General features: G+C 39.9%; 20 protein-coding genes and 6 tRNA genes. 17 read left to right on the top strand and 9 right to left on the bottom strand.

The window, feature by feature from the left end; translation table 11 throughout:
* Window positions 1-75: 75 nt before the first annotated feature.
* The 3 genes from ABD985_RS11520 to ABD985_RS11510 form a co-directional block, all read right to left on the bottom strand.
* Window positions 76-1,041: a bile acid:sodium symporter family protein gene (locus ABD985_RS11520; RefSeq protein WP_345371854.1), complete on the bottom strand. Its 966-nt coding sequence runs from the start codon at window positions 1,039-1,041 to the stop codon at window positions 76-78.
* Window positions 1,042-1,157: 116 nt separating this feature from the next.
* Entirely contained in the window at window positions 1,158-2,264 is a 1,107-nt protein-coding gene (locus tag ABD985_RS11515; RefSeq protein WP_345371852.1) for a BamA/TamA family outer membrane protein, read from the bottom strand.
* Window positions 2,265-2,286: 22 nt separating this feature from the next.
* Window positions 2,287-2,940, bottom strand: coding sequence for a hypothetical protein (locus ABD985_RS11510; RefSeq protein ID WP_345371850.1), 654 nt, complete (start codon window positions 2,938-2,940; stop codon window positions 2,287-2,289).
* A 114-nt stretch (window positions 2,941-3,054) separates the two neighbouring features.
* Here ABD985_RS11510 and ABD985_RS11505 point away from each other — a divergent pair, with 114 nt between their 5' ends.
* The 3 genes from ABD985_RS11505 (at window position 3,055) to ABD985_RS11495 (ending at window position 5,327) form a co-directional block, all read left to right on the top strand.
* Window positions 3,055-3,687 (top strand): carbonic anhydrase, encoded by a 633-nt coding sequence (locus ABD985_RS11505; RefSeq protein WP_345371848.1) that lies wholly within the window; start codon window positions 3,055-3,057, stop codon window positions 3,685-3,687.
* Between the two features lie 99 nt (window positions 3,688-3,786).
* Window positions 3,787-4,623, top strand: coding sequence for a patatin-like phospholipase family protein (locus ABD985_RS11500; RefSeq protein ID WP_345371846.1), 837 nt, complete (start codon window positions 3,787-3,789; stop codon window positions 4,621-4,623).
* A 170-nt stretch (window positions 4,624-4,793) separates the two neighbouring features.
* Window positions 4,794-5,327 carry a dihydrofolate reductase family protein gene (locus ABD985_RS11495; RefSeq protein ID WP_345371844.1) on the top strand — a complete coding sequence of 178 codons (534 nt, stop codon included), beginning with the start codon at window positions 4,794-4,796 and terminating at the stop codon, window positions 5,325-5,327.
* A gap of 68 nt (window positions 5,328-5,395) precedes the next feature.
* Here the strand turns inward: ABD985_RS11495 and ABD985_RS11490 are convergent, their stop codons facing one another.
* Window positions 5,396-7,018, bottom strand: a complete 1,623-nt coding sequence (locus tag ABD985_RS11490) for an ABC-F family ATP-binding cassette domain-containing protein (RefSeq protein ID WP_345371842.1) — start codon at window positions 7,016-7,018, stop codon at window positions 5,396-5,398.
* A gap of 307 nt (window positions 7,019-7,325) precedes the next feature.
* The gene (locus ABD985_RS11485) at window positions 7,326-9,095 is read right to left on the bottom strand and encodes a PAS domain-containing sensor histidine kinase (protein WP_345371841.1); all 1,770 of its coding nucleotides are present in this window, start codon (window positions 9,093-9,095) and stop codon (window positions 7,326-7,328) included.
* 235 nt (window positions 9,096-9,330) lie between these two features.
* Between ABD985_RS11485 and ABD985_RS11480 the strand changes: the two genes are divergently transcribed.
* Entirely contained in the window at window positions 9,331-10,479 is a 1,149-nt protein-coding gene (locus ABD985_RS11480; RefSeq protein WP_345371839.1) for an aspartate aminotransferase family protein, read from the top strand.
* A 62-nt stretch (window positions 10,480-10,541) separates the two neighbouring features.
* Here the strand turns inward: ABD985_RS11480 and ABD985_RS11475 are convergent, their stop codons facing one another.
* The gene (locus ABD985_RS11475) at window positions 10,542-12,548 is read right to left on the bottom strand and encodes a YgiQ family radical SAM protein (protein WP_345371837.1); all 2,007 of its coding nucleotides are present in this window, start codon (window positions 12,546-12,548) and stop codon (window positions 10,542-10,544) included.
* A gap of 404 nt (window positions 12,549-12,952) precedes the next feature.
* Between ABD985_RS11475 and ABD985_RS11470 the strand changes: the two genes are divergently transcribed.
* A complete protein-coding gene (locus ABD985_RS11470; protein ID WP_345371835.1) occupies window positions 12,953-14,533 on the top strand; it encodes a phytoene desaturase family protein in 1,581 nt (526 codons plus the stop codon).
* 231 nt (window positions 14,534-14,764) lie between these two features.
* Here the strand turns inward: ABD985_RS11470 and ABD985_RS11465 are convergent, their stop codons facing one another.
* Window positions 14,765-14,962: a DUF6728 family protein gene (locus tag ABD985_RS11465; protein WP_345371833.1), complete on the bottom strand. Its 198-nt coding sequence runs from the start codon at window positions 14,960-14,962 to the stop codon at window positions 14,765-14,767.
* A 218-nt stretch (window positions 14,963-15,180) separates the two neighbouring features.
* On the opposite strand from ABD985_RS11465, the gene ABD985_RS11460 reads away from it, so the two are divergent.
* From ABD985_RS11460 to ABD985_RS11420, 9 genes are all read left to right on the top strand, one after another.
* Window positions 15,181-16,347 (top strand): homogentisate 1,2-dioxygenase, encoded by a 1,167-nt coding sequence (locus ABD985_RS11460; protein ID WP_345371831.1) that lies wholly within the window; start codon window positions 15,181-15,183, stop codon window positions 16,345-16,347.
* Between the two features lie 79 nt (window positions 16,348-16,426).
* Window positions 16,427-17,101, top strand: a complete 675-nt coding sequence (locus ABD985_RS11455) for a hypothetical protein (RefSeq protein ID WP_345371829.1) — start codon at window positions 16,427-16,429, stop codon at window positions 17,099-17,101.
* A gap of 9 nt (window positions 17,102-17,110) precedes the next feature.
* A complete protein-coding gene (surE, locus tag ABD985_RS11450; protein ID WP_345371827.1) occupies window positions 17,111-17,887 on the top strand; it encodes a 5'/3'-nucleotidase SurE in 777 nt (258 codons plus the stop codon).
* A 221-nt stretch (window positions 17,888-18,108) separates the two neighbouring features.
* A tRNA-Leu gene (locus ABD985_RS11445) sits at window positions 18,109-18,192 on the top strand.
* A 140-nt stretch (window positions 18,193-18,332) separates the two neighbouring features.
* Window positions 18,333-18,416 (top strand) — tRNA-Leu (locus tag ABD985_RS11440).
* A 91-nt stretch (window positions 18,417-18,507) separates the two neighbouring features.
* Window positions 18,508-18,591: transfer RNA gene (locus ABD985_RS11435), tRNA-Leu, on the top strand.
* Between the two features lie 92 nt (window positions 18,592-18,683).
* Window positions 18,684-18,767, top strand: a tRNA-Leu gene (locus ABD985_RS11430).
* 92 nt (window positions 18,768-18,859) lie between these two features.
* Window positions 18,860-18,943 (top strand) — tRNA-Leu (locus ABD985_RS11425).
* Window positions 18,944-19,105: 162 nt separating this feature from the next.
* Window positions 19,106-19,189, top strand: a tRNA-Leu gene (locus tag ABD985_RS11420).
* Window positions 19,190-19,556: 367 nt separating this feature from the next.
* Here the strand turns inward: ABD985_RS11420 and ABD985_RS11415 are convergent.
* Window positions 19,557-20,900 carry an ammonium transporter gene (locus ABD985_RS11415; protein WP_345371825.1) on the bottom strand — a complete coding sequence of 448 codons (1,344 nt, stop codon included), beginning with the start codon at window positions 20,898-20,900 and terminating at the stop codon, window positions 19,557-19,559.
* Between the two features lie 495 nt (window positions 20,901-21,395).
* Here ABD985_RS11415 and ABD985_RS11410 point away from each other — a divergent pair, with 495 nt between their 5' ends.
* The 3 genes from ABD985_RS11410 to ABD985_RS11400 are packed head-to-tail and all read left to right on the top strand — an operon-like array spanning window position 21,396 to window position 24,084.
* Window positions 21,396-22,010, top strand: a complete 615-nt coding sequence (locus tag ABD985_RS11410; RefSeq protein ID WP_345371823.1) for a TetR/AcrR family transcriptional regulator — start codon at window positions 21,396-21,398, stop codon at window positions 22,008-22,010.
* 50 nt (window positions 22,011-22,060) lie between these two features.
* Complete coding sequence (locus ABD985_RS11405) at window positions 22,061-23,140, top strand: FAD-dependent oxidoreductase (protein ID WP_345371821.1); 1,080 nt, start codon at window positions 22,061-22,063, stop codon at window positions 23,138-23,140.
* Window positions 23,141-23,142: 2 nt separating this feature from the next.
* Window positions 23,143-24,084, top strand: a complete 942-nt coding sequence (locus ABD985_RS11400) for a hypothetical protein (RefSeq protein ID WP_345371819.1) — start codon at window positions 23,143-23,145, stop codon at window positions 24,082-24,084.
* Window positions 24,085-24,194: 110 nt separating this feature from the next.
* On the opposite strand, the gene ABD985_RS11395 is transcribed toward ABD985_RS11400, so the two are convergent.
* On the bottom strand, window positions 24,195-24,980 hold the full coding sequence (locus ABD985_RS11395) for a zinc ribbon domain-containing protein (RefSeq protein ID WP_345371817.1): 786 nt from the start codon (window positions 24,978-24,980) through the stop codon (window positions 24,195-24,197).
* Window positions 24,981-25,133: the final 153 nt, after the last annotated feature.

Below are 25,133 nucleotides of genomic sequence, written 5' to 3'. Positions count from 1 at the left end.
TCGCTTATGCTTGGATGCCATTAATGAAAAACAAATAAACGATAAGCAACAAACAATAAGCGATAAACGGTAAAATTAAGCGGCTACTTTTTCTTTAATAGGAGAAAGCTTTGACCATAGCCCTGCGACCGTTAGTCCAGAGATAATATGCCAAATTCCCCACCATCCAGTAATAAACATCATACCCCCGATAGGAAGGTAATCTGGAAATACTGCAGGATTGAATAAAAGTGCTAGCCCTAGTCCTGAGTTCTGAATACCAGTTTCTATAGTGACCGTACGACGATCCTTTGTTTCCAATCCCATATAACGACTTACGCCATACCCAGTAAGCAAAGAAACTGCATTGTGAATAAGGACAATGATAAATACGTAGTGAATATGATTAAGGAATAGATCGATATTTTTGCTAAACCCAATCACAACAATGGCCAAGAAGATGACAACAGATGCTGTTTTGATTGGCTTGATGATTTTCTCTGTTAATTTTGGAAGACGATCCGAGATCAATAATCCAGCAAACAGTGGAATACCTAAGATGAGGATGATGGTTTTGAAAACCTGCACCACATCAATAGATAAAGGACGGATAAGATCAGAGGTTTGGCTACTGATAAATCCATTATAAAGCTCTCCCCAAAAAGCAAAGTTTAATGGTGTTAGAGCAATAGCACCAATACTCGCTACACTAGTAAGCCCTACGGATAGCGCTGTATTTCCTTTGGCTAAGTTGGTCATGAAGTTAGAAACATTACCCCCCGGGCAAGATGCCACCAATAACATGCCTAAGGCAATGGACGGCGTAATGTAGCTATTGAAAGCCATGATCAATAAGAAAGTGATAAATGGAAGTAGCAAAAACTGTGATGCTATCCCCGTAATCATAGCTTTAGGGTTTTTGATCAGTGTTTTGAAATGATTAGGCTTGATTTCCAATGCCACTCCAAACATGATAAAAGCCAAGATGGTATTGACCAAAAAGACCCCATCATTTGAAAAATTTATGCGTAGCGTATCTAACGCCTTAAGTGATTCAAGCATAGTTCTGTAGTTTGTTCGTTCGTTCTCCCTCAGTAAAAAATGCTAACAAATATAGGAATAATTATAATTCTTTCAGGTGAATTCTGGTATTCTATTTGTTAATACCTGTCTTTCTGCTAGAAAACTTCATTCACTCCTATATAAAAACCTTGGTTTCCTTCTTGCCCGAAGCCTATATCCAATCGTATAAGGGTGGGGCTTTTTTTATTCACCTGAAAGCGTAGCCCACCGCCTAAGGAGCCTTTCAAGTCACTTATAAAGTCGCTAGGGAGTGCTGCTACTTCTCCTGCCGTGCCGAAAGCAGTAACTTCCCAACGAGGTAGGAAACGAAAGCGATACTCTGCTTGCGTCAAGATCATGTGATTATCAATGAAGCGTCCCCGGAAATATCCTCTACCTCTTTCGGCTCCTCCATACCATGCTTTTAATTGAAAAGGGACCGTGCCAAAAGAGAGCTCGGTGTAAAGCTGTAGGGCAATGACACTTTTCTTGTTTAGGGAGAAATACTTTCGTAAGTCAAAATAATATTTGTAGAAGTTGGTGTCAGCGCCAAAAGACTCATTATAAAACTGTGCATTATACTCTAGGAAATACCCCGATTGAGGAACAATGTTAGAATTGCGATTATCCAGATTGAATACAAAGCCAAATCCACTATTTCGAATAGAGGTATTCCCGACAATGTCTTCTGCGGCTAATAACCCATTTTCTACTACTTCGGTGACTTCATGGGATTGAAAAATGTACTCTATGCCAAAATTCATATAGGGAGGGAGTCGCTTGAGGTAGGCAGTTTGTATCTCAAAGGACTTCATATTATATCTTTCCTCAGCATCTTGTGGCGTGTCATTTCCTAATCCCCAAAAGGAGTTGGGGAATATTTTGTACTTGAAGTCAATATCCAGCAGATAGTTTCCGTCTTGTATATAGATTTCCGGTTTAGCATCTAAGGTGATTTGTTTTTGAGTAGTGAAAATTAACCCAAACATAATGGAAGAAATACGACTATTGTAACGATTCTTCTTTCGGAGAAGAAATATTTCTGCTCCAGCACCAAAAGCTAATTGTGTCTCTGGCGTGTAAAAAAGAATCGGTAATGCCAGTAGTTGTACTTTCTTTAAAGAGAGGGTATCACTCTTGATCAGTTGTTCCCCAGATTTCTGCTGTCCATAGCTATTTAAGCAGTATAAGGAGAGTAATGCGAGAATAAGAAATTTCTTCATAGTAGCGTAGGAATGGGGGAGGTTAGAAGAAAAACTCATTAATAAAGATCGTGAATCCAAACTGAAATAGAATTTGCCCTACATAGGCCTTTAGGTTTTCCCTTTCTTCATTGTCTAGATTGGTTCTGTCTCCACGCATCCAGGCTCCTTGATACATCATGCGAATGTCAAAGCCAATGCCTTTATGGAGTAAGTAAGTATACCCTATACCCGTGATGAAGCCAAACCCCCTTAGGCGAGAAATTTCATTTAATGAGATGGAAGATCCTAAGGAAGTTCTCCGATCGCTGAGTGTTACGTATTGAGCACCTAGCTCGGCAAACATACCTCCATAAGGGTTTTGATGTAAGTAATATCGACTATAGGGGCCTAGAGCAAAAATAGAATTTTCTTGGTGTTGCCCATCATTGTTGTTTACACCACTTCCAGAGATGTTCCATCCAATGGCAAGACGATTGGCAAAGAAGTAGGCACTTTGACTCTGAAAGGTAAACTGGTTGCTGATAAGCGTATTGGAATTTTTGTCCGTAGTGGAACCCGACTGAATGCTTCCTGATAAACCTGAGATCCACATCCCTTTTTCAAAAGAAGTATGTTGGTAGGTACTATCCTGTGCAGCTGCTAAGAATGGAAAAAGGCCAATGAAAATAAGGCCGAAGAAAGCGTAAAAGGTCATGATAGGATAGTGGGTTTTTGTTGGGAAATATCAGATCGAAGCTGTATTATTATTATGTGTGTACAACAGGCTCTATCAAGAAATAACCACTTAATTGATAAAAAAACAATACTTATGGATCGTTATAGCGAAGTATTTGAGAATAATAAAAAATGGATAGAGAGTAAGCTGGAAAAAGATAAAGACTTTTTTAAGAAACTGGCAAAGGAGCAAAATCCGGACTTTTTATTCATTGGTTGCTCAGATAGTCGTGTGCCTGCCAACGATATCATGGGGGTAGAGCCTGGAGATGTCTTTGTACATAGAAATATTGCGAACCTGGTCATCAATACCGATGCAAATGTACAGGCAGTGATACAGTATGCCGTGGAACACCTGAAGGTAAAATATGTCGTGGTCTGTGGGCATTATGGTTGTGGAGGTGTGAAGGCAGCAATGTTACAGGAGGATTTGGGGCAGTTGAATGGGTGGTTACGTCATATTCGGGATGTGTATCGTTTGCGTAAAGATGAACTGAATGAAATTACAGATGAGTATGCCCGTTATAATCGTTTGGTAGAGCTGAATGTAGAAGAGCAAGTGACGAATGTCTTAAAAACAGCTTTTGTACAAAAATCTTATGGGAATACAGGTTTCCCTACCGTGCATGGCTGGGTATACGGTGTGGCTGATGGGGTATTGAAAGATCTCAATATTGACTTTAAGAAGAAGTTGCAAGAGATTCAGGAGATCTATAAGATTGTATAGTGAGATTGGGTTATCTATTTAAGAGCGTGAAATGAATGGAGAAATTCCTCATTTTTTTTATATTCATTAACATTCTAACCTAAATAACCTAATTAATACATGCACAAACAATATAATAATGGCGTAGCCCTCAGTGGGGGAGGCGCCAGAGGATTGGCCCATATAGGAGTATTGCAAGCCCTGGATGATTACGGCATTGGTGTGGACATGGTCTCAGGTTCCAGTATGGGCTCCATTATAGGAACCTTTTATTGTGCAGGCTATAAGCCTAAAGAGATCTTATCCCTGGCTAAAGACAAACGATTTGGCAACCTTTTTTCTATTAACTTGAGGCGTTTGGGAGGGCTCAGCCTGGATGCACTATATGGTATTTTAGAAGAGTATATTGGCAAGGATGACTTCTCAGCACTAGAAAAGCCCATGAATGTCTGTGTGACGAATATGAATACGGGACATCATGAGATTTATAATGAAGGACCTTTATTTCAGTATGTGGTCGCATCAGCTTCCATCCCTGTGATCATTCAGCCTCAATACATCAATGGTGTTACCTATGTGGATGGAGGGTTGACGAATAACATGCCTGTAGAGCCTTTATTTGATTCTTGTAAAAGGGTGATAGGAGTGTTCGTTAATGCCGTAATCCCTATGGAAGAAGTGCGTGGAGTTAAATCTATTGCAGAGCGCTGTTATCGTCTGGCAGTATGGCAAACTGTTAGAAATCGACTCGCCACCTGTGATCTTGTCATCGAGCCAGAGAAAGCATCTCATTTTGGAGCCTTTGATTTTCAGAAAGCACAGGAGCTTTATGAAATAGGGTATGAGTCTGCAGAAGAAGTGATTTATCAGCTTACCCGTAATTTCAACATGGATCGCTTGATGACCCTAAGAGATCAAAAGACTATGCAGGATGTAGTGGAGGCAGATAAAGAATGAGGTAAAAGGTAAAAGGTAAAAAGTAAAAAGTAAGGGTGTCCCCCAGAAGCTGGTCTTAGGCTCAAATCAGAACTTTCTCAGTCAATTTATAGAAGTTTTCTACGTTGCACGCCGCCTTAAATATGGATTCCAAACAAGCTATAATTACCAACCACTAAAAAAAATAGAAAATGGAAAAACGCAACCGTGTCTTTATCGCAACAAGTTTAGATGGATATATTGCAGACAAAGACGGAGGATTGGATTGGCTGCATGCGATCCCTAATCCAGATAATCTTGATATGGGTTACACCAAGTTTATGGGAGAAATTGATGCTATTGTAATGGGAAGAGTAACCTTTGAAACGGTTTGCAGCTTTGGAATAGATTGGCCATATCAGAAGCCAGTTTTTGTGCTAAGTAACTCTCTGACAGAGATTCCTGAAAAATACCGGGATAAGGTGCATTTGGTCAAAGGTACATTGGCAGAAGTACTAAATACTATTCATGAACAAGGGTATGGAACCTTATACATTGATGGAGGGAAAACAATTCAAAGTTTTCTGAAGGAAGACCTGATTGATGATATGATTATCACGACGATACCAGTCTTGTTAGGAGGAGGTTTTTCCTTGTTTGGAGAGCTATCATCTCCTTTGAAGTTTCGCTGTGTGGGGAGTGAGGTATTTTTGGACGCGATTGTCCAAAACCATTTTGTTAAATGAGTGATGAGTTAAAAAAGTGATGAGTTATGAGTTGGTAAAACCATAACTCATCACTATATCACTGATAATTAATTATAAAGTGCAGCTACCTGCTCTTGTATCTCTTTGTCCGCTAGATAATCATCATAATCCATCAATTTATCGATCATGCCATTAGGGCCAAACTCAATGATACGAGTAGCAGCCGTTTGAACGATCGTGTGGTCATGTGAAGTGAATAGAAGCGTACCAGGGAAGTCTGTCATCGAGTTGTTCAATGATGAAATCGACTCTAGGTCAAGGTGGTTGGTTGGCTCATCCATCATGAGTAAGTTCGCTTTGGCCAACATCATACGTGATAGCATACAACGTACTTTCTCTCCACCAGACAATACTTTAGCACTCTTTGTTGCTTCTTCTCCAGAGAATAGCATTTTTCCTAGGAATCCACGAACGTAAACTTCGTCCTTCTCTTCCTCTGTCATAGCATACTGTCTCAACCAGTCCACAAGGGAGATATCCTCCTGGAAAAACTCATGGTTTTCGTTTGGAAGGTAAGCTGTAGTGATTGTAGTACCAAAGTTAAATTCTCCAGCATCAGCTTGTTCCTTTCCGTTCAGGATCTCAAACAAGGTAGTCAAAGCTAAACTGTTCTTGGAGATAAAGGCGATCTTGTCTCCTCTATTCACATTGACATTAAGGTCTTTGAATAATACTTGCCCGTCAACTGACTTGGTCAGTCCTTCGATGTGTAGAATTTGGTTTCCTGCTTCACGCTCTTGCTCAAAGATAATGGCAGGGTATCTTCTGGTGGAAGGCTTGATTTCTTCCAGGTCCATTTTATCCAATAGCTTTCTACGGCTGGTTGCTTGCTTGGACTTGGCAGCGTTGGCGCTGAATCGGGAAATGAATTCCTGAAGTTCCTTACGCTTGTCTTCCATCTTCTTGTTCTTGTCAGCACGTTGCTTAAGTGCCAATTGAGAAGAGTGGTACCAGAAAGAGTAGTTACCTGTAAATAGGTTGATTTTACCGAAGTCAATATCACAGACGTGAGTACATACCGTATCCAGGAAGTGACGGTCGTGAGAAACGACAATTACGGTATTTCTGAAATCTAGCAAGAAGTCCTCCAACCAAGAAATCGTTTTGATGTCCAAGTCGTTGGTAGGCTCATCGAGTACCAGAATGTCAGGGTTACCAAACAGTGCCTGCGCCAACAAGATCCTTACCTTAAGTTCATTACTGATATCTTCCATTTTACTGTAGTGCAAATCTTCTTTTACACCCAGGTTACTAAGAAGTTCAGCGGCATCAGTTTCTGCGTTCCAGCCTTCCATATCTGCAAACTCAGCCTCTAGTTCTGAAGCCTTGATACCGTCTTCCTCAGAAAAGTCTGGCTTGGCATACAAAGCATCCTTCTCTTGCATGATGTCCCATAGGCGCTTATGTCCCATGATCACCGTTTGCATTACCTCAAACTCGTCAAACTCAAAGTGATCCTGTTTCAGTACAGCCATACGTTTTCCAGGCTCCAATGCAATGCTCCCTTTGTTGGGGTCAACGTCACCTGACAATAGTTTCAGGAAAGTAGATTTTCCAGCACCATTGGCACCAATAACGCCGTAGCAGTTGCCGTGTAGGAACTTGAGATTTACGTCCTCGAAGAGTACCCTTTTGCCAAATTGCAGGGTAAGGTTTGAAATGCTAATCACTGTTTATCTATATTTATGTTCAGAATATACTTTCATAAAAAAAGCATCAACCGTAAAGAGTTGGTGCTTTCACAATTACCGCAAAGGTCTCATTACTCTCCTTAAAAAACAACTATTTCCCTGTAGAGTTTCATAATTGTTCATCCCGCTACACGGCGTATGTTAGGTGAGCTTCGCTCGTTCATATTGTTTAGTTGAGTTTTTTGTTAATATTGTTTATATGAGCTTTGCTCATTGATAAAGTATAACCCAATTATTTTCACCTAAACATCATGAACGAGCGAAGCTCACCTAAACAATATGAACATCAGAGTTTGTTAGGGGTAGAAACGGGAGTGTTTGCAGGTAAAGTAATCTCGCTATTATTGGATACCAAGGCATGTATAGGGAACTCCAGTGTGACAATGGTACCAATATCAGTGGAGCTTTCGATATGGATTTTCCCTTTATGTAATTCGATAAGACTTTTGGCAATGCTGAGACCAAGCCCTGAGCCTTTAGTATGTTGTACGTTTGTAGCCCTGAAAAAAGGGTGATAGAGTTGCTCCATATCCTTTGTGGGGATACCAACTCCATAGTCCTGTACCTGTATGATTGCATGGTCTCGGGCATACGATAATGAAATATGAATATTGCTATTAGAGTACTTTAGTGCGTTGGAAATGATATTGTTGAGGATATGTCGCACTAGCTTTGGGTCGTGGTAAACAGGTTGTCTTAGATGTTTTAGTTTATTGCATTGCAGGTCAATACGGTGCTGTTCGGACAAGGGGTGCTTGAATAGTTTTATGACATCTTGTAAAGTGTCCCACAAGTCTGTCCATACCGGCGAAAACGCAAAACTGTCGTGTTCCATTTCTTTGTGCTCCAGAAGGGAATTGAGTAAATGTTGTATCTCAGCGATTCCGGCTTGTTGACGTGTGATTAATTTAGTGAATTGAGTTTGCTCAGAAGAGGGGATATGAGACTGAAAGATTTTTTCTAGCAGTATATTGGTAGATTTAATCACCGTAAGGGGTGTCTTAAATTGATGAGACATGGTAAGGATAAAGTTTTCCTTTTGTTGGTTGAGCGTTTGCTCTTTTCTCAATGCTTCCTCTGAGATTTGTTCAGAAATTTTTCTGGAGGTGATGTCTTCAGCCAATGTACTGTATCCTATAGCCTCTCCTTTGGTGTTGTAGTCAATAGATTCCTGAATCAGGAGGTGTGCTTGCTTGCCATTTCCATGCTGGACGATTAATTCATAATGTGCTTCCTTGGATAACTTGAGTTGTCTGTTACGTTCAGCAATAGCTTGCCGGTTTTCAGGACTCTCCAAGACAATATTGTAGAAGTGTTTTTTGAGGTACTCATAAGGGTATCCTAATAAGGTGTCAGCGGAAGGGCTTAGGTAAATGATTTCTCTTGTGAGTGTCTCATGCTTTAAAAAAAAGGAACCTTTTATACCTTCCAGTAATCGTTCATAGCGTAAATTACTCTCAGTTAATGCTTCTAGATTCTCGGCCAATTTTTCTTTTTTCCACTCCATTCTTTTTTTGAACTGTGGAATGGTGGTCCCAAAGAGTAAAATTCCTATAAGGCTTGTAAGAATAAGATCAGATTCTCGTGAGATTTTGGAGGTATAAGGTATCAGTAGATGAGGGTATTCATTACTGATTAAAATTAATAAGCCGATCACTATAATGGGGATTGCTATATTCCATAGGTAATACTTGTGCGAAGCTAATAAGTTGATGAGTAACTGTAGGAATAAAAACTCCATGATCACAGGGCCATCCAAGCCTGCAGAAGAGAACCAAAGTGCTATACAAATGGCATAGTTGAAGGTAAATAATAGAAAGAGAGAAAGGGTATATCTTTTCAGGTGAAAACTGGTGTAAAATACGAAGAGAAACAATACTTCTCCCGTGATTAGTGCGTAAATCGCCATGCGTTCTTCTCCCACAAGCATAAGTACAATGGAACAAACGTTACAAAGGACGATTTCAATAATTAATAGAAGGTTTAATATCTGGTGCTCAAAAGGAAGCTGTTGTTGGATACGGGACAGCATCTGGTAAGATTGCTTAATCATCATAAGGGAATGGGTGTCCGTTGGAGGTATGGATTATTAATGAATGTTAATAAAGGAATTTGTTTAAAGACTATCAAAGGGATGTAAGGAGTAGTTTGAAAACTAAAATTAATTGTTAATTAATTAACATATTGTGTTTGAAAAAATATTTTTCTGTGTTTTTTTACTATTCAATAGGTGCTTATTTATCTTCACCATTCAAGAAAAAATAATAATAATCTAAACGAGCAATTCACTCATGGCAACACTTTTTGATGTATATCCTTTATTAGATATTGAGCCAGTAAAAGGAGAAGGATGTAAAATATGGGATAAAGAAGGAAAGGAATATTTGGATTTTTACGGGGGACACGCAGTAATCTCTATTGGTCATGCCCATCCTGTTTATGTGCAAAGAATCAGCGAGCAGGTGGCTACCCTGGGATTTTATTCCAATAGTGTACAAAATCCTTTGCAACGACAGTTGGCGGCAAAACTCTCAGAACTATCTGGACTAAAAGACTATCAGTTATTTTTGTGTAATTCTGGAGCAGAGGCTAATGAAAATGCGTTTAAGCTAGCTTCTTTTCATAATGGTCGAAAAACAATTATTGCGTTTGAGAAAGGCTTTCATGGGCGTACGTCATTGGCGGTAGGTGCTACGGATAATGCCAGGATTCAAGCTCCAGTGAATGATCATCATACTGTGATTTTGCCACTGAATGATGAAGAAGCGTTGGAAAAAGCGTTTCAAGAGCATGAGGTATGTGCTGTGATTGTAGAAGGGATTCAGGGTATTGGAGGGATTTATACTCCAAAGGCATCTTTTATGCAGAAGATTCGATCGCTTTGTGATGTACACCAAGCGGTATTTATAGGGGATGAAATTCAATCAGGAGTGGGGCGTTCAGGGAAATTCTTTGCTTTTGAGTATGCAGGAGTGACACCTGATTTAGTTACAATTGCCAAAGGACTAGGAAATGGGTTCCCGATCGGAGGTGTTTTGATTTCTCCTAAGTTTGAGGCTTGGCATGGTATGCTGGGGACGACTTTTGGAGGAAATCATCTGGCGTGTCAGGCTGCGTTGGCAGTATTGGAGGTTATTGAAACAGAAGGATTGTTAGATCGCGCAACAAAGGTTGGGGAGTATCTGATAGAACAGTTGCAAGGGTTGCCGGGAGTGAAAGAAGTCAGAGGAAAGGGACTGATGATCGCTATTGAGTTGGAGGATGAGGTAGCTCCGGTAAGAAAGGCATTATTAAAGGAACATCATATTTTTACAGGAACGGCAGCGAGTAAAACAGTAATGCGTTTATTACCTCCTTTGACGGTGACGGAAAAAGAGGCAGATCAGTTTTTGGAAGCTGTTTCCAAAGTGTTGAAGACATTGGTACCTTCTCATCAGTAGATAGGTAAGCATAAATTAAGGGCACCTTTTGTGGGTGCCCTTATTTGTGATTATCTAATAACTTACTTATTTCTGCTATGTCGCTTAGAGTTTCCACTTACCGTTTTCTTCTTGCGTCCCCTTCCATTTTTACTTGGGGCATTGGTAGAAGCGTGGTGGCTAGACTTTTTACGTTTGCTATTAGGGGCTTGATTTAGCTTAGAGCCTTGTGCGTGTTGCACACTTTTCCCTTTTGGAGGAGTCAGTAGCTTCTCAATCAAATCATTTCGTCCCAATTCCTGCAGACGGTGACGTATTCCTCTTTGCTTGTCTCTCTGGTGCCAGAAGAAAAACTGGTGCTGGGCACGTTTTTCCTTTTTACTTTTGGCTGTAAAGACAGGTTTCATCGTATAAGGATGTACGCCCGCATAATAAATGACCGTAGCAACCGTCATTGGAGTAGGCGTAAAGTCTTGTACCTGCTCCAGCTCAAAGCCCATCTCCTTGGTTTCTGCCGCAAGGTTAGCCATGTCCTCCTCCTCACAACCTGGGTGGCTGGAGATAAAGTAAGGAATCAGTTGCTGCTTCATGCCGTGACGCTCATTGATGCGGTCAAACTTCTTCTTGAAATCATGGAAATGCTTGAATGAAGGCTTTCTCATGATGTGCAAGGTATTGTCTGAAGTATGCTCAGGAGCCACTTTCAAACGACCGGAGACGTGTCTGGTAATGATCTGTTCCATATAACGATCTACACTGTCGTCCGCTAGTTTGTTATAGCCTTTTACGAGCATATCATATCGGATACCACTACCAACAAAAGCCTTTTTTACCTTTGGATTGGCGTCTACCTTTTGTAGAATATCAATCATAGGTTGGTGACTGGTATCCAGGTTGTGACATACGACAGGGTGTATACAGCTAGGGCTGGAACATTTATCACAAATGGACTGTACCTTGCCTTTCATCTTGTACATATTGGCAGAAGGTCCGCCCAAGTCACTAATGTACCCCTTGAAGTCTGGCATATCCACGACCTTTTCCACTTCCTTCAGGATAGATTCTTCCGATCGGCTAGCGATAAACTTCCCTTGGTGTGCTGAGATTGTACAGAAAGAGCACCCTCCAAAACAGCCCCTATGCATATTGATAGAGAACTTGATCATCTCAAAGGCTGGAATATCTCCTCTTTTCTTATACTTAGGGTGTGGAAGACGTGTATAAGGCAGGTCAAAAGATTGATCCATCTCCTCTTCTGTCATCGTATAACATGGAGGGTTGATCACCAACTTTTGGTTGCCAATTTGTTGTACGAGTCTTCTTGCATGTAGTTTATTGGACTCCTGCTCAATATATTTAAAGTTACTGGCGTACTTTAGTTTATCCTGTAAACAGTCTTCGTGGGAGTTCAACTCAAAAGTATCCCAGTTTTTATTTTTAGGAAGGTCTTCATCTGCTGGAACCATCACTCCTGTTTGTGGAATGGTCTTCATGGAGGTAAGTGGCACCCCTTTTTGTGCTAAACGAACCATCTCCCTTAACGGTTGTTCTCCCATACCATACACCAAAATATCTGCCTTACTGCTTTCCATAATGGAAGGCAACAATTTGTCTTGCCAGTAGTCATAGTGTGTGACACGTCGCAAAGAGGCCTCGATACCACCAATCATGATGGGTACGTCAGGGTATAGCTCCTTTAGGATGTTACTGTATACAGAGGTAGCATAATCAGGACGGAACCCTGCCTCTCCTCCCGGAGTATAGGCATCATTGGAGCGTCGACGCTTGTTGGCAGTATAATGGTTGACCATAGGGTCCATACAACCACCCGTCACCCCGAAAAACAAGCGAGGTTTACCAAATTTCTTGAAATCACGGAGATCATCTTGCCAGTTGGGCTGTGGAATAATCCCTACTCTCAATCCTTCACTTTCCAGGATACGACCAATCACGGCTGCACCAAAGGCAGGGTGATCGACATAGGCATCCCCGGATACCAGCACAACATCCACTTCGTCCCATCCACGCATCTCCATTTCTTTTTTGGTGATGGGTAACCAATCTGTCAACGGTCTTTGAACCTCTCGCATATATTCTATTCTTTTTTCAGATAATTCTAAGGGCACAAAAATAAGGGGTATTGCCCGAATCAAAAAACAAAGATAGAAAAGTATTGTTGGCTTGAAGGGAATATTTTTGACAGAAAAAAGAGGATGTTTGCCCTTCAAACGCCCTCATGCTTCCAATCATTCAATCAATACCCTATTCGCTACAATTCTCTCAATGGACAAACACCCTTACCATACAAACATTAAGGCATAGGTAATATGTTCATTTTTAATAGGAATATTTAGGGACGACCCTTGTGGTCGCCCGTCCCCGTATTCTATAGTATTATTCCCAATAAAAAAGATTACCTTAATAAGTGTAAATATGGAGGTAATACTACCATCAATTCAATAATCTATTTTTCTACTATTTCACTTATTTTTTTATGCCAATATCTTATAAAAAGCAAAAAGCGCAGGAGCAATATGATTACGTTATTATAGGTTCTGGAATTAGTGGAATCGCTTTGGCGGCGATTCTAGGGAAGGAGGGGTATCGTTGTGTTGTTCTGGAACGACATTATACGGCAGGAGGATATACGCATGTATTTACCCGTAGAGGGTATGAATGGGATGTGGGGATTCACTATGTTGGAGAGGTGCATCGAGAAGGAAGTACGGCCGATCGTTTGCTTTCGTATGTATCGGATGGTTCGTTACATTGGGAAGAGATGGATGAGGAGTATGATCGGATCTTTTTGGGAGAAGAAAAAACATTTGGCGTACAGAAAGGAATGCAAAATTATAGGGAGTCCTTATATCAGGAATTTCCGGATGAACGAGAGGTGATCGACCGATATTTTGAGTTGCTTAAGGCTGCCGGTAAAGCGGCATTTAGTTTATTTATGCGAAAGGGACTCCCATGGCCCTTGAACTGGTTTATGGGACCTAAGCTGAAAAAGAAAGCCGTAGCCTTTGAAGGAAAAACCACCAGGGAGGTGTTGGGAGAGCTTACGGATAATGAACTGTTGATCGGTGTATTGACAGGGCAGTATGGTGACTATGGGTTACCACCCTCAGAAAGCAGTTTCCTGATGCATGCGATGTTGGTGTCTCATTATTTTAATGGAGGGGCTTATCCCGTGGGAGGAAGTGCTAGTATTTACCAATCCATAGAGCCTATCATTGAGGAGTATGGGGGAGAAGTATATATTAATGCCGAGGTACAGGAACTGTGGGTAGAGAAAGGAAAAGCGAGAGGAGTGATCATGGCGGATGGTCGCAGTATCAAAGTTAAAAAAGGGGTCATTAGTAGTGCGGGTTTTATGACCACCTATCAAAAGATTGTACCAGATCAATTAAAGAAACTTAGACCAAAAGTATTGGATACGGTTAAACCCTCTGCATCTCATCTCTGCTTGTATGTAGGTTTAAAAGGAGGGCCTGAAGAATTACAACTACCTAAAACCAACTTCTGGATCTACCCCGGAGCGAATCATGATCAGTCAGTAGCTTTATATCGAGAAAGCCCAAAAGAGGCCCCTCTTCCGGTAATTTATATATCATTTCCTGCTGCAAAGGACCCTTCCTGGAAGAAGCGTTACCCAGGGAAAAGTACCTTGGAAATTATTACGATCAGTGATTATAAGCAATTTGAAGAATGGGAGGAGTATTCCTGGAAGAAAAGAGGAGAGACTTATGAAGCATTGAAAGAACAGCTGTCCCAAAAACTATTACAAGCTTTATATGATAAATTACCTCACCTAAAAGGGAAGGTAGATTATTATGAATTATCTACCCCATTGTCGACCGCCCATTTCATGAATTATACAAAAGGAGAAATTTATGGACTGGATCATACTCCAGAACGTTTTTACAGTGATGAGCTTACGGTGAAAACTCCTATCAAGAACTTCTATATGACAGGACAGGATATTATCAGTTGTGGGTTTGCAGGGAGCTTGAGTGCCGCTTTTGTAACGGCATCTTACCTTAGAAAGAAGAATATGTTCAACAAGGCAAAGTAATGTTCAAAATGTTTAGCTTTTTGTTCATGATGTTTAGTTGAGCTTCGCTCGTTCAAAATGTTTAGTTGAGTTTTTTGTTTATACTGTTTAATTAAGCAAAACTTAATGGCTACCTCTACGAGGAATAGCCAAAATATCATCATACTAAACAGAAAGCGAAGCTTTCAAAAAAACAATAAACTCAACTAAACACCATGAACGAGCGAAGCTCAATTAAACATCATGAACAAATTATCGAAGTAGTGCTCTTCCAATAATAAACAAGACACCCAATAAAAAAGTAATGATGGAGATCTTATTGATGCCGTGCATCACCTTAAGGTTGAAGTTGCTTTTACGATTAGGATCTTTCTTTCGGAAGAAATAAGAGAATACAGGTCCTAGGGAAAAGTAATCTTTCAAGGTGTTTTTTTTATTTTCTTCTTGCATAATCGTTGAATTAGGGGAGATAAAAATATTACAGAATGCCTACTCTTTCTTATTTTAATACAAAGAGAATCAATTTTATAGAAAAAAACACTTCTTAAAGTGCAATACTTTTATTTTACTATAATTTTTTCATTCTTAATGAAGAGATTTATTCAATCTTAGAGATGTTCCGAACAAGCTCTAAAAATACTCTTAACCACTAAAACCATAACAAACACATGCCCTACTACTATCGACTAGGGGAGATTCCTCCTAAACGTCATATTCAATTTGAGAACCCTCAGGGAGGACTTTATCGGGAAGAGCTGGTGAGTTCCAGGGGTTTTTCAGGAATTTATTCCAATCTCTATCATATACATCAACCCACAGAGATCAAGAAGGTTTTGGCTCCAGAGCCTTATTCTTTTGAAATTGCGGAAGAATATGGGTTGAAGCAAACTCATCTGAATACCAGTAAAGTACAAACGACCGGTAAAGATTATCTGGATGCCCGCTTGCCATTACTAGCTAATCAGGATGTCGTGATGTCACTATGTATCCCAGAGGAACGTAGTATGGATTACTTTTTTAAAAATGCGGATGGGGATGAAATGCTTTTTGTGCACGATGGGGCAGGGGTACTGATTTCCCAATTTGGACGTTTACCTTTTAAGAAAGGAGATTATATAGTTATTCCAAGGACAACGATCTATAAGATGGAGTTTGAAGAAGGCCCTATTAGATTGTTGGTGGTAGATTCCAAGGCTCCTATAGAAACCGTGAGCCGTTATCGAAACGAAATGGGACAGTTATTGGAGCATTCTCCGTATTGTGAACGAGATATACATCCGCCACAAGCGCTGGAGATTGAGGATAAACAAGGGAAAGACGTACTGATTAAAGTCAAGAAGCAAGGGTTCCTTCATCAGTTTGAATATGGTTTTTCTCCGCTGGATGTGGTAGGATGGGATGGATGTCTTTATCCTTATACGTTGTCGATTTATGACTTTGAGCCGATAACAGGTAGAATTCACCAACCACCTCCCGTACATCAAACTTTTCAGGCACAAAATGCTTTTGTGATCTGTTCGTTTGTTCCTCGTCTCTTTGACTATCATCCAAAGGCTATTCCTGCTCCTTACAATCATTCGAACATTGACTCGGATGAAGTGTTGTATTATGTGGAAGGTAATTTTATGAGTAGAAAGGGGATTGATAGAGGGTCCTTTACGCTACATCCTGGAGGGTTACCTCATGGTCCACATCCGGGTACAGTAGAAGCAAGTATCGGAGCAAAAGAAACGGAGGAGTACGCAGTGATGCTAGATACCTTTAGGCCATTATTTGTGACCAAAGAAGGCTTGCAATTTGTAGATGAGAATTATCCATACAGTTGGTTGACCTAAGATTATATGAGAAATGCTTATATTTCCATTGTTATAACACAACTCCTTATATCATTTACGACTAACCTTAATATTCAATATGAGATCTGTTATCGCTATTATATCCACTTTATTACTATCGGTGACGATAGGACATACACAGGAGTTTTCTTCTAGTTACTGGCATAAGGGAGTAGTGGACCTGGAAGGTGGGAAGACCATGAATGGAAAGCTGAAGTACGACCTGATTGCAGAAAGTGTGCAGTTGGTTGGAGGGAATAACCTGTTGAAGTCTTATACCGTGGAAAATATCCTTGCTTTTGAGATCATGGATGCAATGACACACAGACGTCGTTATTTCTTTTCCCTACCTTATGAGGATGAAAATAATTATGTCAAGAAACATTTCTTTGAGCTGTTGACCGAAGGTAATTTCATTACGTTAATGGCTAGAGAGAAAATTGTGGAGAAGGTGGATGCTACCCAAAATCCTTATTGGGGGAATACCTATAATGCACGCAGGCTGGTATTGGAATATGATTACTTCTTGATTGACCAATATGGGGTGGTGAGACGAGTGGATATGAGAAAAAGGGAATTGGCATTTTACCTGATGAAGGATAAAAGAGAGGAGTTGATAGCGTTCGTGGATGTCAATCGATTGAATATTAAAGATAGGGAAGACCTGATACAGGTGATTGATTATTATAATCAAATCAAGGAAGTAGAGGCGGCAGAGAAAGAAAATATGAAAACAGTTAATTCTGGAAAGTAAGTAATCAATATGAAAGAAGGACAAAGACCGTTGATCTTGGTCTCTAATGATGACAGTATCAACTCCAAAGGAATCGCTCATTTGGTGTCTTTAATGAAAGAACTAGGGGAGGTGGTAGTTGTTGCGCCAAACAGCCCCCAGTCGGGGATGGGACATGCCATTACGATTACCGATCCATTACGCTATTTTGAGGTAGACTTATTTGAGGGGGTTAAGGCGTATGAATGTTCGGGTACACCTGCAGATTGTGTAAAGATCGCCAAGACACATTTGTTGGATAGGGCACCTGATCTGGTGGTAAGTGGTATTAACCATGGAAGTAATACCTCCGTAAGTGTATTGTATTCAGGAACGATGTCCGCAGCCTTGGAGGCTACGATAGAAGACTTGCCTGCAGTAGGTTTTTCATTGTGTGACTATGATATGGATGCGGATTTCTCACATACTTCTGAACATATCTTGCAAATCACTCGACAGGTTCTGGAAAGAGGACTTCCTAAAGGAATTTCTCTTAATGTGAATTTCCCTATGAGAATGGAAGGAGAACCTATTAAAGGAAGAAAACTTTGTAGACAAGCTAAAGGTAAATGGAAGGAAGCGCTTGAAGAACGGATGGATCCACTGAATAGAAAATATTTATGGTTGACGGGACATTACGTGAATCAAGATCAAGGAGAAGATACAGATGAATGGGCGATCGCCAATAATTATGTATCTGTTGTTCCGGTAAAGGTCGATATGACTTGTCACGAAACACTTTCTTATCTCACAGAGGAATGGAATTAAATAGGTAAATCCCTGCCTCAGGCAGGGATTTACCTATTTAATTCCATTTTGAGAGGAAATGTAATTTTTTTTATAAATGTATTTAGATGTGAATCAATGCCTTATTTGTATTAGGAATGTGTGATTAGATTTTTCTTTTCATTAACATTTGGTGGTTAAAATATTTCCGTGCATATTTGCATCACTCAAACGGAAAAAGCGATTGAAATGATTAAATAAATGCCTGGGTGGCGGAATTGGTAGACGCGCTAGACTCAAACTCTAGTGAAGGTTACTTCGTGCGGGTTCGAGTCCCGCCCCAGGTACTAAGGCGATTTAGTACTGATTTTTTGTTTTTAAAAATTGTACTTAATTAAGTTGAGTTTCTTCTTAAAACGATAAGAAGAATAATTAAAATAATAATGTTGTTGAATGCTTCTCTAACAGAAGTGTTTCCACAATTGATGCCTGGGTGGCGGAATTGGTAGACGCGCTAGACTCAAACTCTAGTGAAGGTTACTTCGTGCGGGTTCGAGTCCCGCCCCAGGTACATATTAACTCTATAGATAGGGTATTTAAAGTCTGATAGATGATCAGAAAGTTGAAATAAAATATTGAAGTGCACTAGCATTTTTGTAAATGCCTGGGTGGCGGAATTGGTAGACGCGCTAGACTCAAACTCTAGTGAAGGTTACTTCGTGCGGGTTCGAGTCCCGCCCCAGGTACATATTGACTCTATAGATAGAGTATTTAAAGTCTGATAGATGATCAGAAAGTTGAAATGAAATATTGAAGTGCACTAGCATTTTTTGTAAATGCCTGGGTGGCGGAATTGGTAGACGCGCTAGACTCAAACTCTAGTGAAGGTTACTTCGTGCGGGTTCGAGTCCCGCCCCAGGTACTAGATATGTTTATAAAACATGTTTTATTATCCCGATAGATGGTTGGGATGTTTATTGAAATCATACAAGATACACTAGCATTTTTGTAAATGCCTGGGTGGCGGAATTGGTAGACGCGCTAGACTCAAACTCTAGTGAAGGTTACTTCGTGCGGGTTCGAGTCCCGCCCCAGGTACTTGTACATCTCCTTAAGATGTAAGAGTGATATTATAAAGTGCAGCATGTGTATTGTACTGATCGCGATTTAGCCAAAAGCTAGATCCTGAGAAGATTAAAAATGAACGAGAATTTCTTATCAATTCAGAGATAAAGCTAATGCATTATTTCTGAATTGTACGCCTGGGTGGCGGAATTGGTAGACGCGCTAGACTCAAACTCTAGTGAAGGTTACTTCGTGCGGGTTCGAGTCCCGCCCCAGGTACATTGCATAAGCAACCTTAACGGGTTGCTTTTTTTGTTTTAGGATATTTGTGATCGTTAGGAGAGGAATAGGGAGTTTGTTCGCAATGTTTAATCGCAAAGGCTTTGCCTTTACGTTCATGATGTTTAGTTGAACTTCTTTATGCTAATTATAAGTCCCTAAGCTAGTTTGTACTAGTCGTAAGTTTTGCACTAGTCGTAAGTTTTGTACTAGTCGTAAGCTCCAGCTTACGACTCACCAGCGATTTGGAGGCTCCAGCCTCCAGTCAAAAAAAAGGAGCCAAAAGAAGGTATAGTATACCCCCTTTTGGCTCCTTTTATATGTGCTGATTAACGCTAGCTAATCAGTTTCAGATTGCAGTGAATTCTTACTTCAAGATCGCTTTAACATCCTCAACGGCTTTTTCAGCAGTTTCTTTTTGTGCGAAGTCGAAGCTACTCTCTCCGTGATAAGCGATATCTACACCAGTCTCTTCGATGTTTCTGTCGATTCTACCACCGCCAGTCACTAATGTACTGATATAATATACAATAGCAGAAGCGATACCTGCATAAACAACAGTTACACCGATAGCAACCAACTGAGGGATCAATTGTCCAGGGTTGCCGTAGAAAGCACCAGCACTTCCGTTGATTTCAGGGTTAGCGAAAAGACCTGTGGCAATAGCGCCAAAGATACCTACTAATCCGTGAATACCGAATACGTCTAGTGTATCATCATATTTTAGGGCAGCTTTCAGTTTTACTACACCGAAGTAACCAATAACTCCTGAGAATAGACCGATGATCAAGGCGCCTGTTACATCAACATATCCAGAAGCTGGAGTGATACCTACAAGGCCAGAGATTACACCAGAGGCAGCACCTAGTAGTGTAGGTTTCTTTTCACTGGTTGTCCATTCGATCATCAACCAAGCCATACCACCAGCAGCAGCAGCAACATTAGTAACCATCAGTGCATTGGCAGCAATAAAGTCAGCAGCCAATGCGCTACCGCCATTAAAACCAAACCATCCAAACCAAAGTAGCGCACTACCCAATACCATTAGCTTAATTGATGATGGTTGGTGTGTAGAGTCGTTATTGTGTGATTGACGGTTTCCAAGAATAAGGGAAAGTACAAGCCCGGAGATACCCGCATTAATGTGAATGACAGTACCACCTGCAAAGTCTAGCTCGCCGTGGTTGCTTAGGAAGCCACCTCCCCATACCCAGTGAGCGATTGGAGCATATACTACAATTACCCAAAGTGTAGAGAAAAGTAACCAAGTAGAGTATTTTACACGCTCGATAATGGCACCACTTACCAAGGCTACTGCGATGGCAGCAAAAGTACCCTGGAACATGATGAATAGTATCGTTGGAATAGTACCTGTTACCGAGTTGATTTTTATATCTCTTAATAAGAAGCTCTGTAGACCTCCGATGATAGAGTTGCCTTCAGAGAAGGTAAGGCTATAACCGATGATAACCCATACTAAAGTCGCAGTACAGAAAGCAGTATAACTCATACCAATAGTGTTCAATACACTTTTTCGTTGTGTTAGACCACCATAGAATAATGTTAAGCCTGCAGGAGTCATCAACATAACCAATGCAGTGGCAATTAAGATCCAGGCAGTGTCGCCTGCGTTGATTTCAGGTGCCCCGGTTTGTGCCATGGCAAGAGCAGGTGTAAGTAGCGTTGCTAGTGTGATAAGCGTAGATTTCATAAGTGATCTTTATATAATAGAAAAAGAATAGTTCAACTGTTTACTGAAAAAATCTCTTACAAAAGTACGTATAACAAAATCAATTAATCAAATAAGTGTATTACGCACAATTTTATTGGGTTAACATTGTTAATTGCATAATATATTAGGATTTGCACCTTTTTTTGGGTGTGAAACGGGATTGTGCTATAATAATATTGCACTATTCTAATTTTTATATGGATAATATTTTTTTAAAATAAATGATATAATAGGTATTTTTTTAACCCTATTTTGACTTAAAAAATAGTTTATTTTCGTTTAAGGGGTGTTATTTGAATCTATGTAGATGATATTTTGCTCTATTTTTAAAGGTAGAGGGTGTAATTTTTATTGTGATTTCCTCCATTGATGAGTTTTGTATGGAGGTGCCTTTGGTGTTAAAAGTACTAGAATTTAAACAGTTGTTTAATAGGGTGTTTTCTTTTAACTTTGAATACTTAAAGTCAAGGGGATATGGAATCGGAAAATCAACGTACAGAAGATAAAATTAAGCAAGCAGCAACTAAGATCTTTCAATCGAAAGGGTATGCGGCAACCAAAACGAGAGATATTGCGGAAGAAGCAGGGATTAATCTTGCCTTGGTTAATTATTATTTTAGAAGCAAGAAGAAGTTATTTGAGGAAGTTATGCTTGAATCTCTTCAAGGTCTTGCCTCTGCTGTTATTACGATTTTTAAGGATGAAAGCACAACGTTAGATAAGAAAGTGACTGATTTTGTGCACCTGTATATTGATATGTTGTCTGAAAATGAAAACCTGGCTACTTTTTTACTCAATTCAGTGAGAGAAAATCCAGAGTTCTTTATCAAGAAAACCCATTTATTGTCTGAATTAAAAAGCTCCTCTTTTATCATACAATATCAAGAAGCGGTGAAGGCAAAAGAAATTCCGCCGTTGAATCCGACACATTTCATTCTCAACCTTATTGGATTGACAGTGTTTCCATTTATTTCTAAACCGATGGTTCAGGTGACCATGGGGACTTCTGATCAAGCATTTCAGGATATGGTAGAAGAACGAAAAAGACTTGTGCCGTTATGGATTAAAAGTATGATGACGGTAAAGTAAATTTTTTTATCCAACTTTTAAACAAATGATTAAAACATATATTTAATATTATGGATAGTATAAGTATTGCTGGTGCAGGGCCGACGGGATTGGCTTTGGCACTCTTTCTCAAACAAAAAGGAGTAACGCCTTACATTTTTGAACAAAAATCGGAAAGGGTAAAGTTGTCCAAAGCATTTGGGGTTAATCCGAGGACACTTACGTTACTCGAAGAAACTGGTGCTACTGAGCGGTTTTTACAAAATGGAAGAAAAATGACAGCACTCAATCTTTGGAGAAATGGGAAAATTGTATTGAAAAATGATTTTTCAGAGAAAAAAATCAAGTATCCATTTATGTTGGTGCAATCGCAAGAGGATAGTGAACGGATTCTAGAGGAATTGCTACTGGAGCAAGGTGTAGAAGTAGATCGTGGTAAGACATTGCAAAAAGTGTCTATGGAACAGCATGGTATAAGGCTACAGCTAAAAGAGAAGGAGTCACTTCAAACGGATTTTCTGTTTGGTGCTGATGGTGCTGGAAGTACCGTACGTAAATCTTTAGGTCTATCCTTTCAAGGACATAAAGTAGAAGATGCCTGGAATTTAATTGATTTGGAGCTAGAGTTACCCTTGGACAGGGATGATGCACATATTTTTTTACTTGATAAGGGTGCTGTATTTATAGTACGAGTTTACGGTGATGTTTGGAGAGTAATCGGTAACGTAGAAAATTTACTGGAATATTTACCTAAAGAGACTCAGGTAGGACAAGTCATTTGGAAATCAGATTTTGGAATTAGTCATAGATCAGTAGAAAATTTTAATTATCAACACGTTTTTTTAGGGGGAGATGCAGCGCACATACACTCAGGGCTAGGTGCTCGTGGGATGAATCTCGGTATTGAAGATGCCTATGTTTTTGCTCAACTGTTTGCCCAAGGAAATGTGGAGGCCTACAATACTCACCGTAAGCCAGTGATTGATGAAGTAATGAAACGAATAGAAATGATGACTGATATCATGAGGGGACAATCCTTTAAGGCACAAATGATGCGTAAAATGACCCCTATTTTGCCATTCGCATTTGCTTTGGTAAAAGATTATGCGACAGATTTTGTTCTTGGATTAGATCACGATATAAAAATATAGTTATGAAACTGTATAAGTTAATTCGTAAGCCGCCTTTTTTTCTCCAGTCAAAATTCTATATCCGTCGGGATGAAAACCCCTTGAGAAGCAGTCCAAAGGCTAGGAAAGCAGTGATCATTCCTACTTTATTGATGCAATATGGTAGTCTGCGTGATAAGTTTAAAGGGTGGCCAGTTGCGGGTAAGGCGTTGAAAATCTCTTTAAGAGAATTGTATAAGAGTGCCTCCCAATTAAAGAAGAACCCCCACCAGAATAAAAACAGGATTGATGATAAAACCCTCAAGGAATTTGAAGCGTATGCGTATCGCTTAGGGATTTCTAAAATTGGTTATACGAAGGTAAATCCTGACTTTATATTTAAGGGCTTTGAGATTCTTTATCCAAATGCAATGGTCCTTGGAATGGAAATGGATAAGGATAAGATGAAGACAAATCCTTCTGACGCTTCTACAAAGGAGATTTGGAGAGCTTATTCGAATTTAGGTATTGCAGTCAATAAATTGGCAGCTTGGATAAGGGCGAGAGGGTATAATTGTCACCCCTCACCGGCTATAGGTGGAGATGTGATGATTACAGCAGTGGCGCAGGATGCTCACTTGGGGTATGTGGGGAAGAATGGATTGTTGATTACAGAAGAGTTTGGTCCATCGTTAAGGTTAGCGGCAGTGTTTTTGGATATTGAAAATCTTCCGCTTAAACAGGATGGGGACAATCCTCATCGATGGATCAGAGATTTTTGTGATGTTTGTAATAAATGTGTAGAAACCTGCCCAGGGAAAGCAATTTACAAGGAAACGAAAATTTTGGAGGATGGCTATCCTCAGTTTATTGATCGAGAGCAATGTGCGCCACATTTTTCGAAAAATTGTAGTCAATGTATTTCTTCCTGCCCATTTATTCACGGCAGATATCAGAATATTAAAACTGCCTTTATACAGGAGTAATAGAGGATTGGGTGAAAAAGGTGTTCATAATGTGGAGGCTATTTCAGAAAAAAAGCGTCAACACGATCTCATCGCGTTGACGCTTATTGTTTGCTCGAGAAGTAGTCAGCTTATTCAGCTTTCTTTCTACGAACACTTCTTTTTCTTGTAGTCTTCTTCTTTTCTTCCTCGATAACGATTTCTACATCTGACATCAATCTACCGCAGTGTTCACATACGATGATCTTTCTTTTTTCTTTGATGTCTGCTTGCTTCTGAGGAGGAACAGCATTGAAACAACCTCCACAAGCCCCTCTTCTTACAGGGACAACGGCAAGACCATTGGAAGAGTTGATTCTGATTTTGTTATATGCATTAAGAAGGCGCTCTTCAATGTTTTTAGAAGCCTTTTCTCTTTGCTTTAGAAGTTTTTCTTCCTCTACTTCAGTTTCAGAAAGGATTTCTTTCAGTTCAACTTGTTTCGCGTCAAGATCTTTTTGACGTTCGTCAAGCATTTGCTTAGTCATTCCGATTTGCTCCTCTTTTGCCTCGATAGCAATTTTAGCCTCACGGATTCTTTTTTCACTGACTTGAGTGTCTAGTCCAAGCATTTCCAGCTCCTTGTTGATAGCATCATATTCGCGGTTGTTACGAACATTCATTTGCTGATCTTCAAGATAAGCGATTCTTTCTTGATACTCCTTAATGCTAGCCTTATGCTCTTTAATAGTCTCCTTATAGGCTGTCAGCTCTTCTTCAAATTTCGTGATCCTGGTGTTATACCCAGCGATCTCATCTTCTAAGTCCTCAACTTCCTCAGGAAGGTCTCCTCTAATTTTTTTGATTTCTACTAGCTGCGAATCAATAGCTTGTAATTTCTTCAGTGCCTCAAGCTTCTGAGCGACAGTATTTTCCATATATAATATTGTATATGTGTGAGTTTTAAGATGTATACCTGACAACTAGCTCCTTGGTGGTGGATAGATGTTTTTTGGTAAAAATTACCAGCTGACCAACAAGTGGGCGTGGATTATACATTCTGCAAGTTTAATAAATTCTATCCAATTTGC

This window comes from Algivirga pacifica, assembly GCF_039543525.1.
Taxonomy (GTDB): Bacteria; Bacteroidota; Bacteroidia; order Cytophagales; family Flammeovirgaceae; genus Algivirga; species Algivirga pacifica.
Note: the sequence above shows the minus strand (reverse complement) of the source record. Positions and strands in the feature narration are given on the sequence as shown.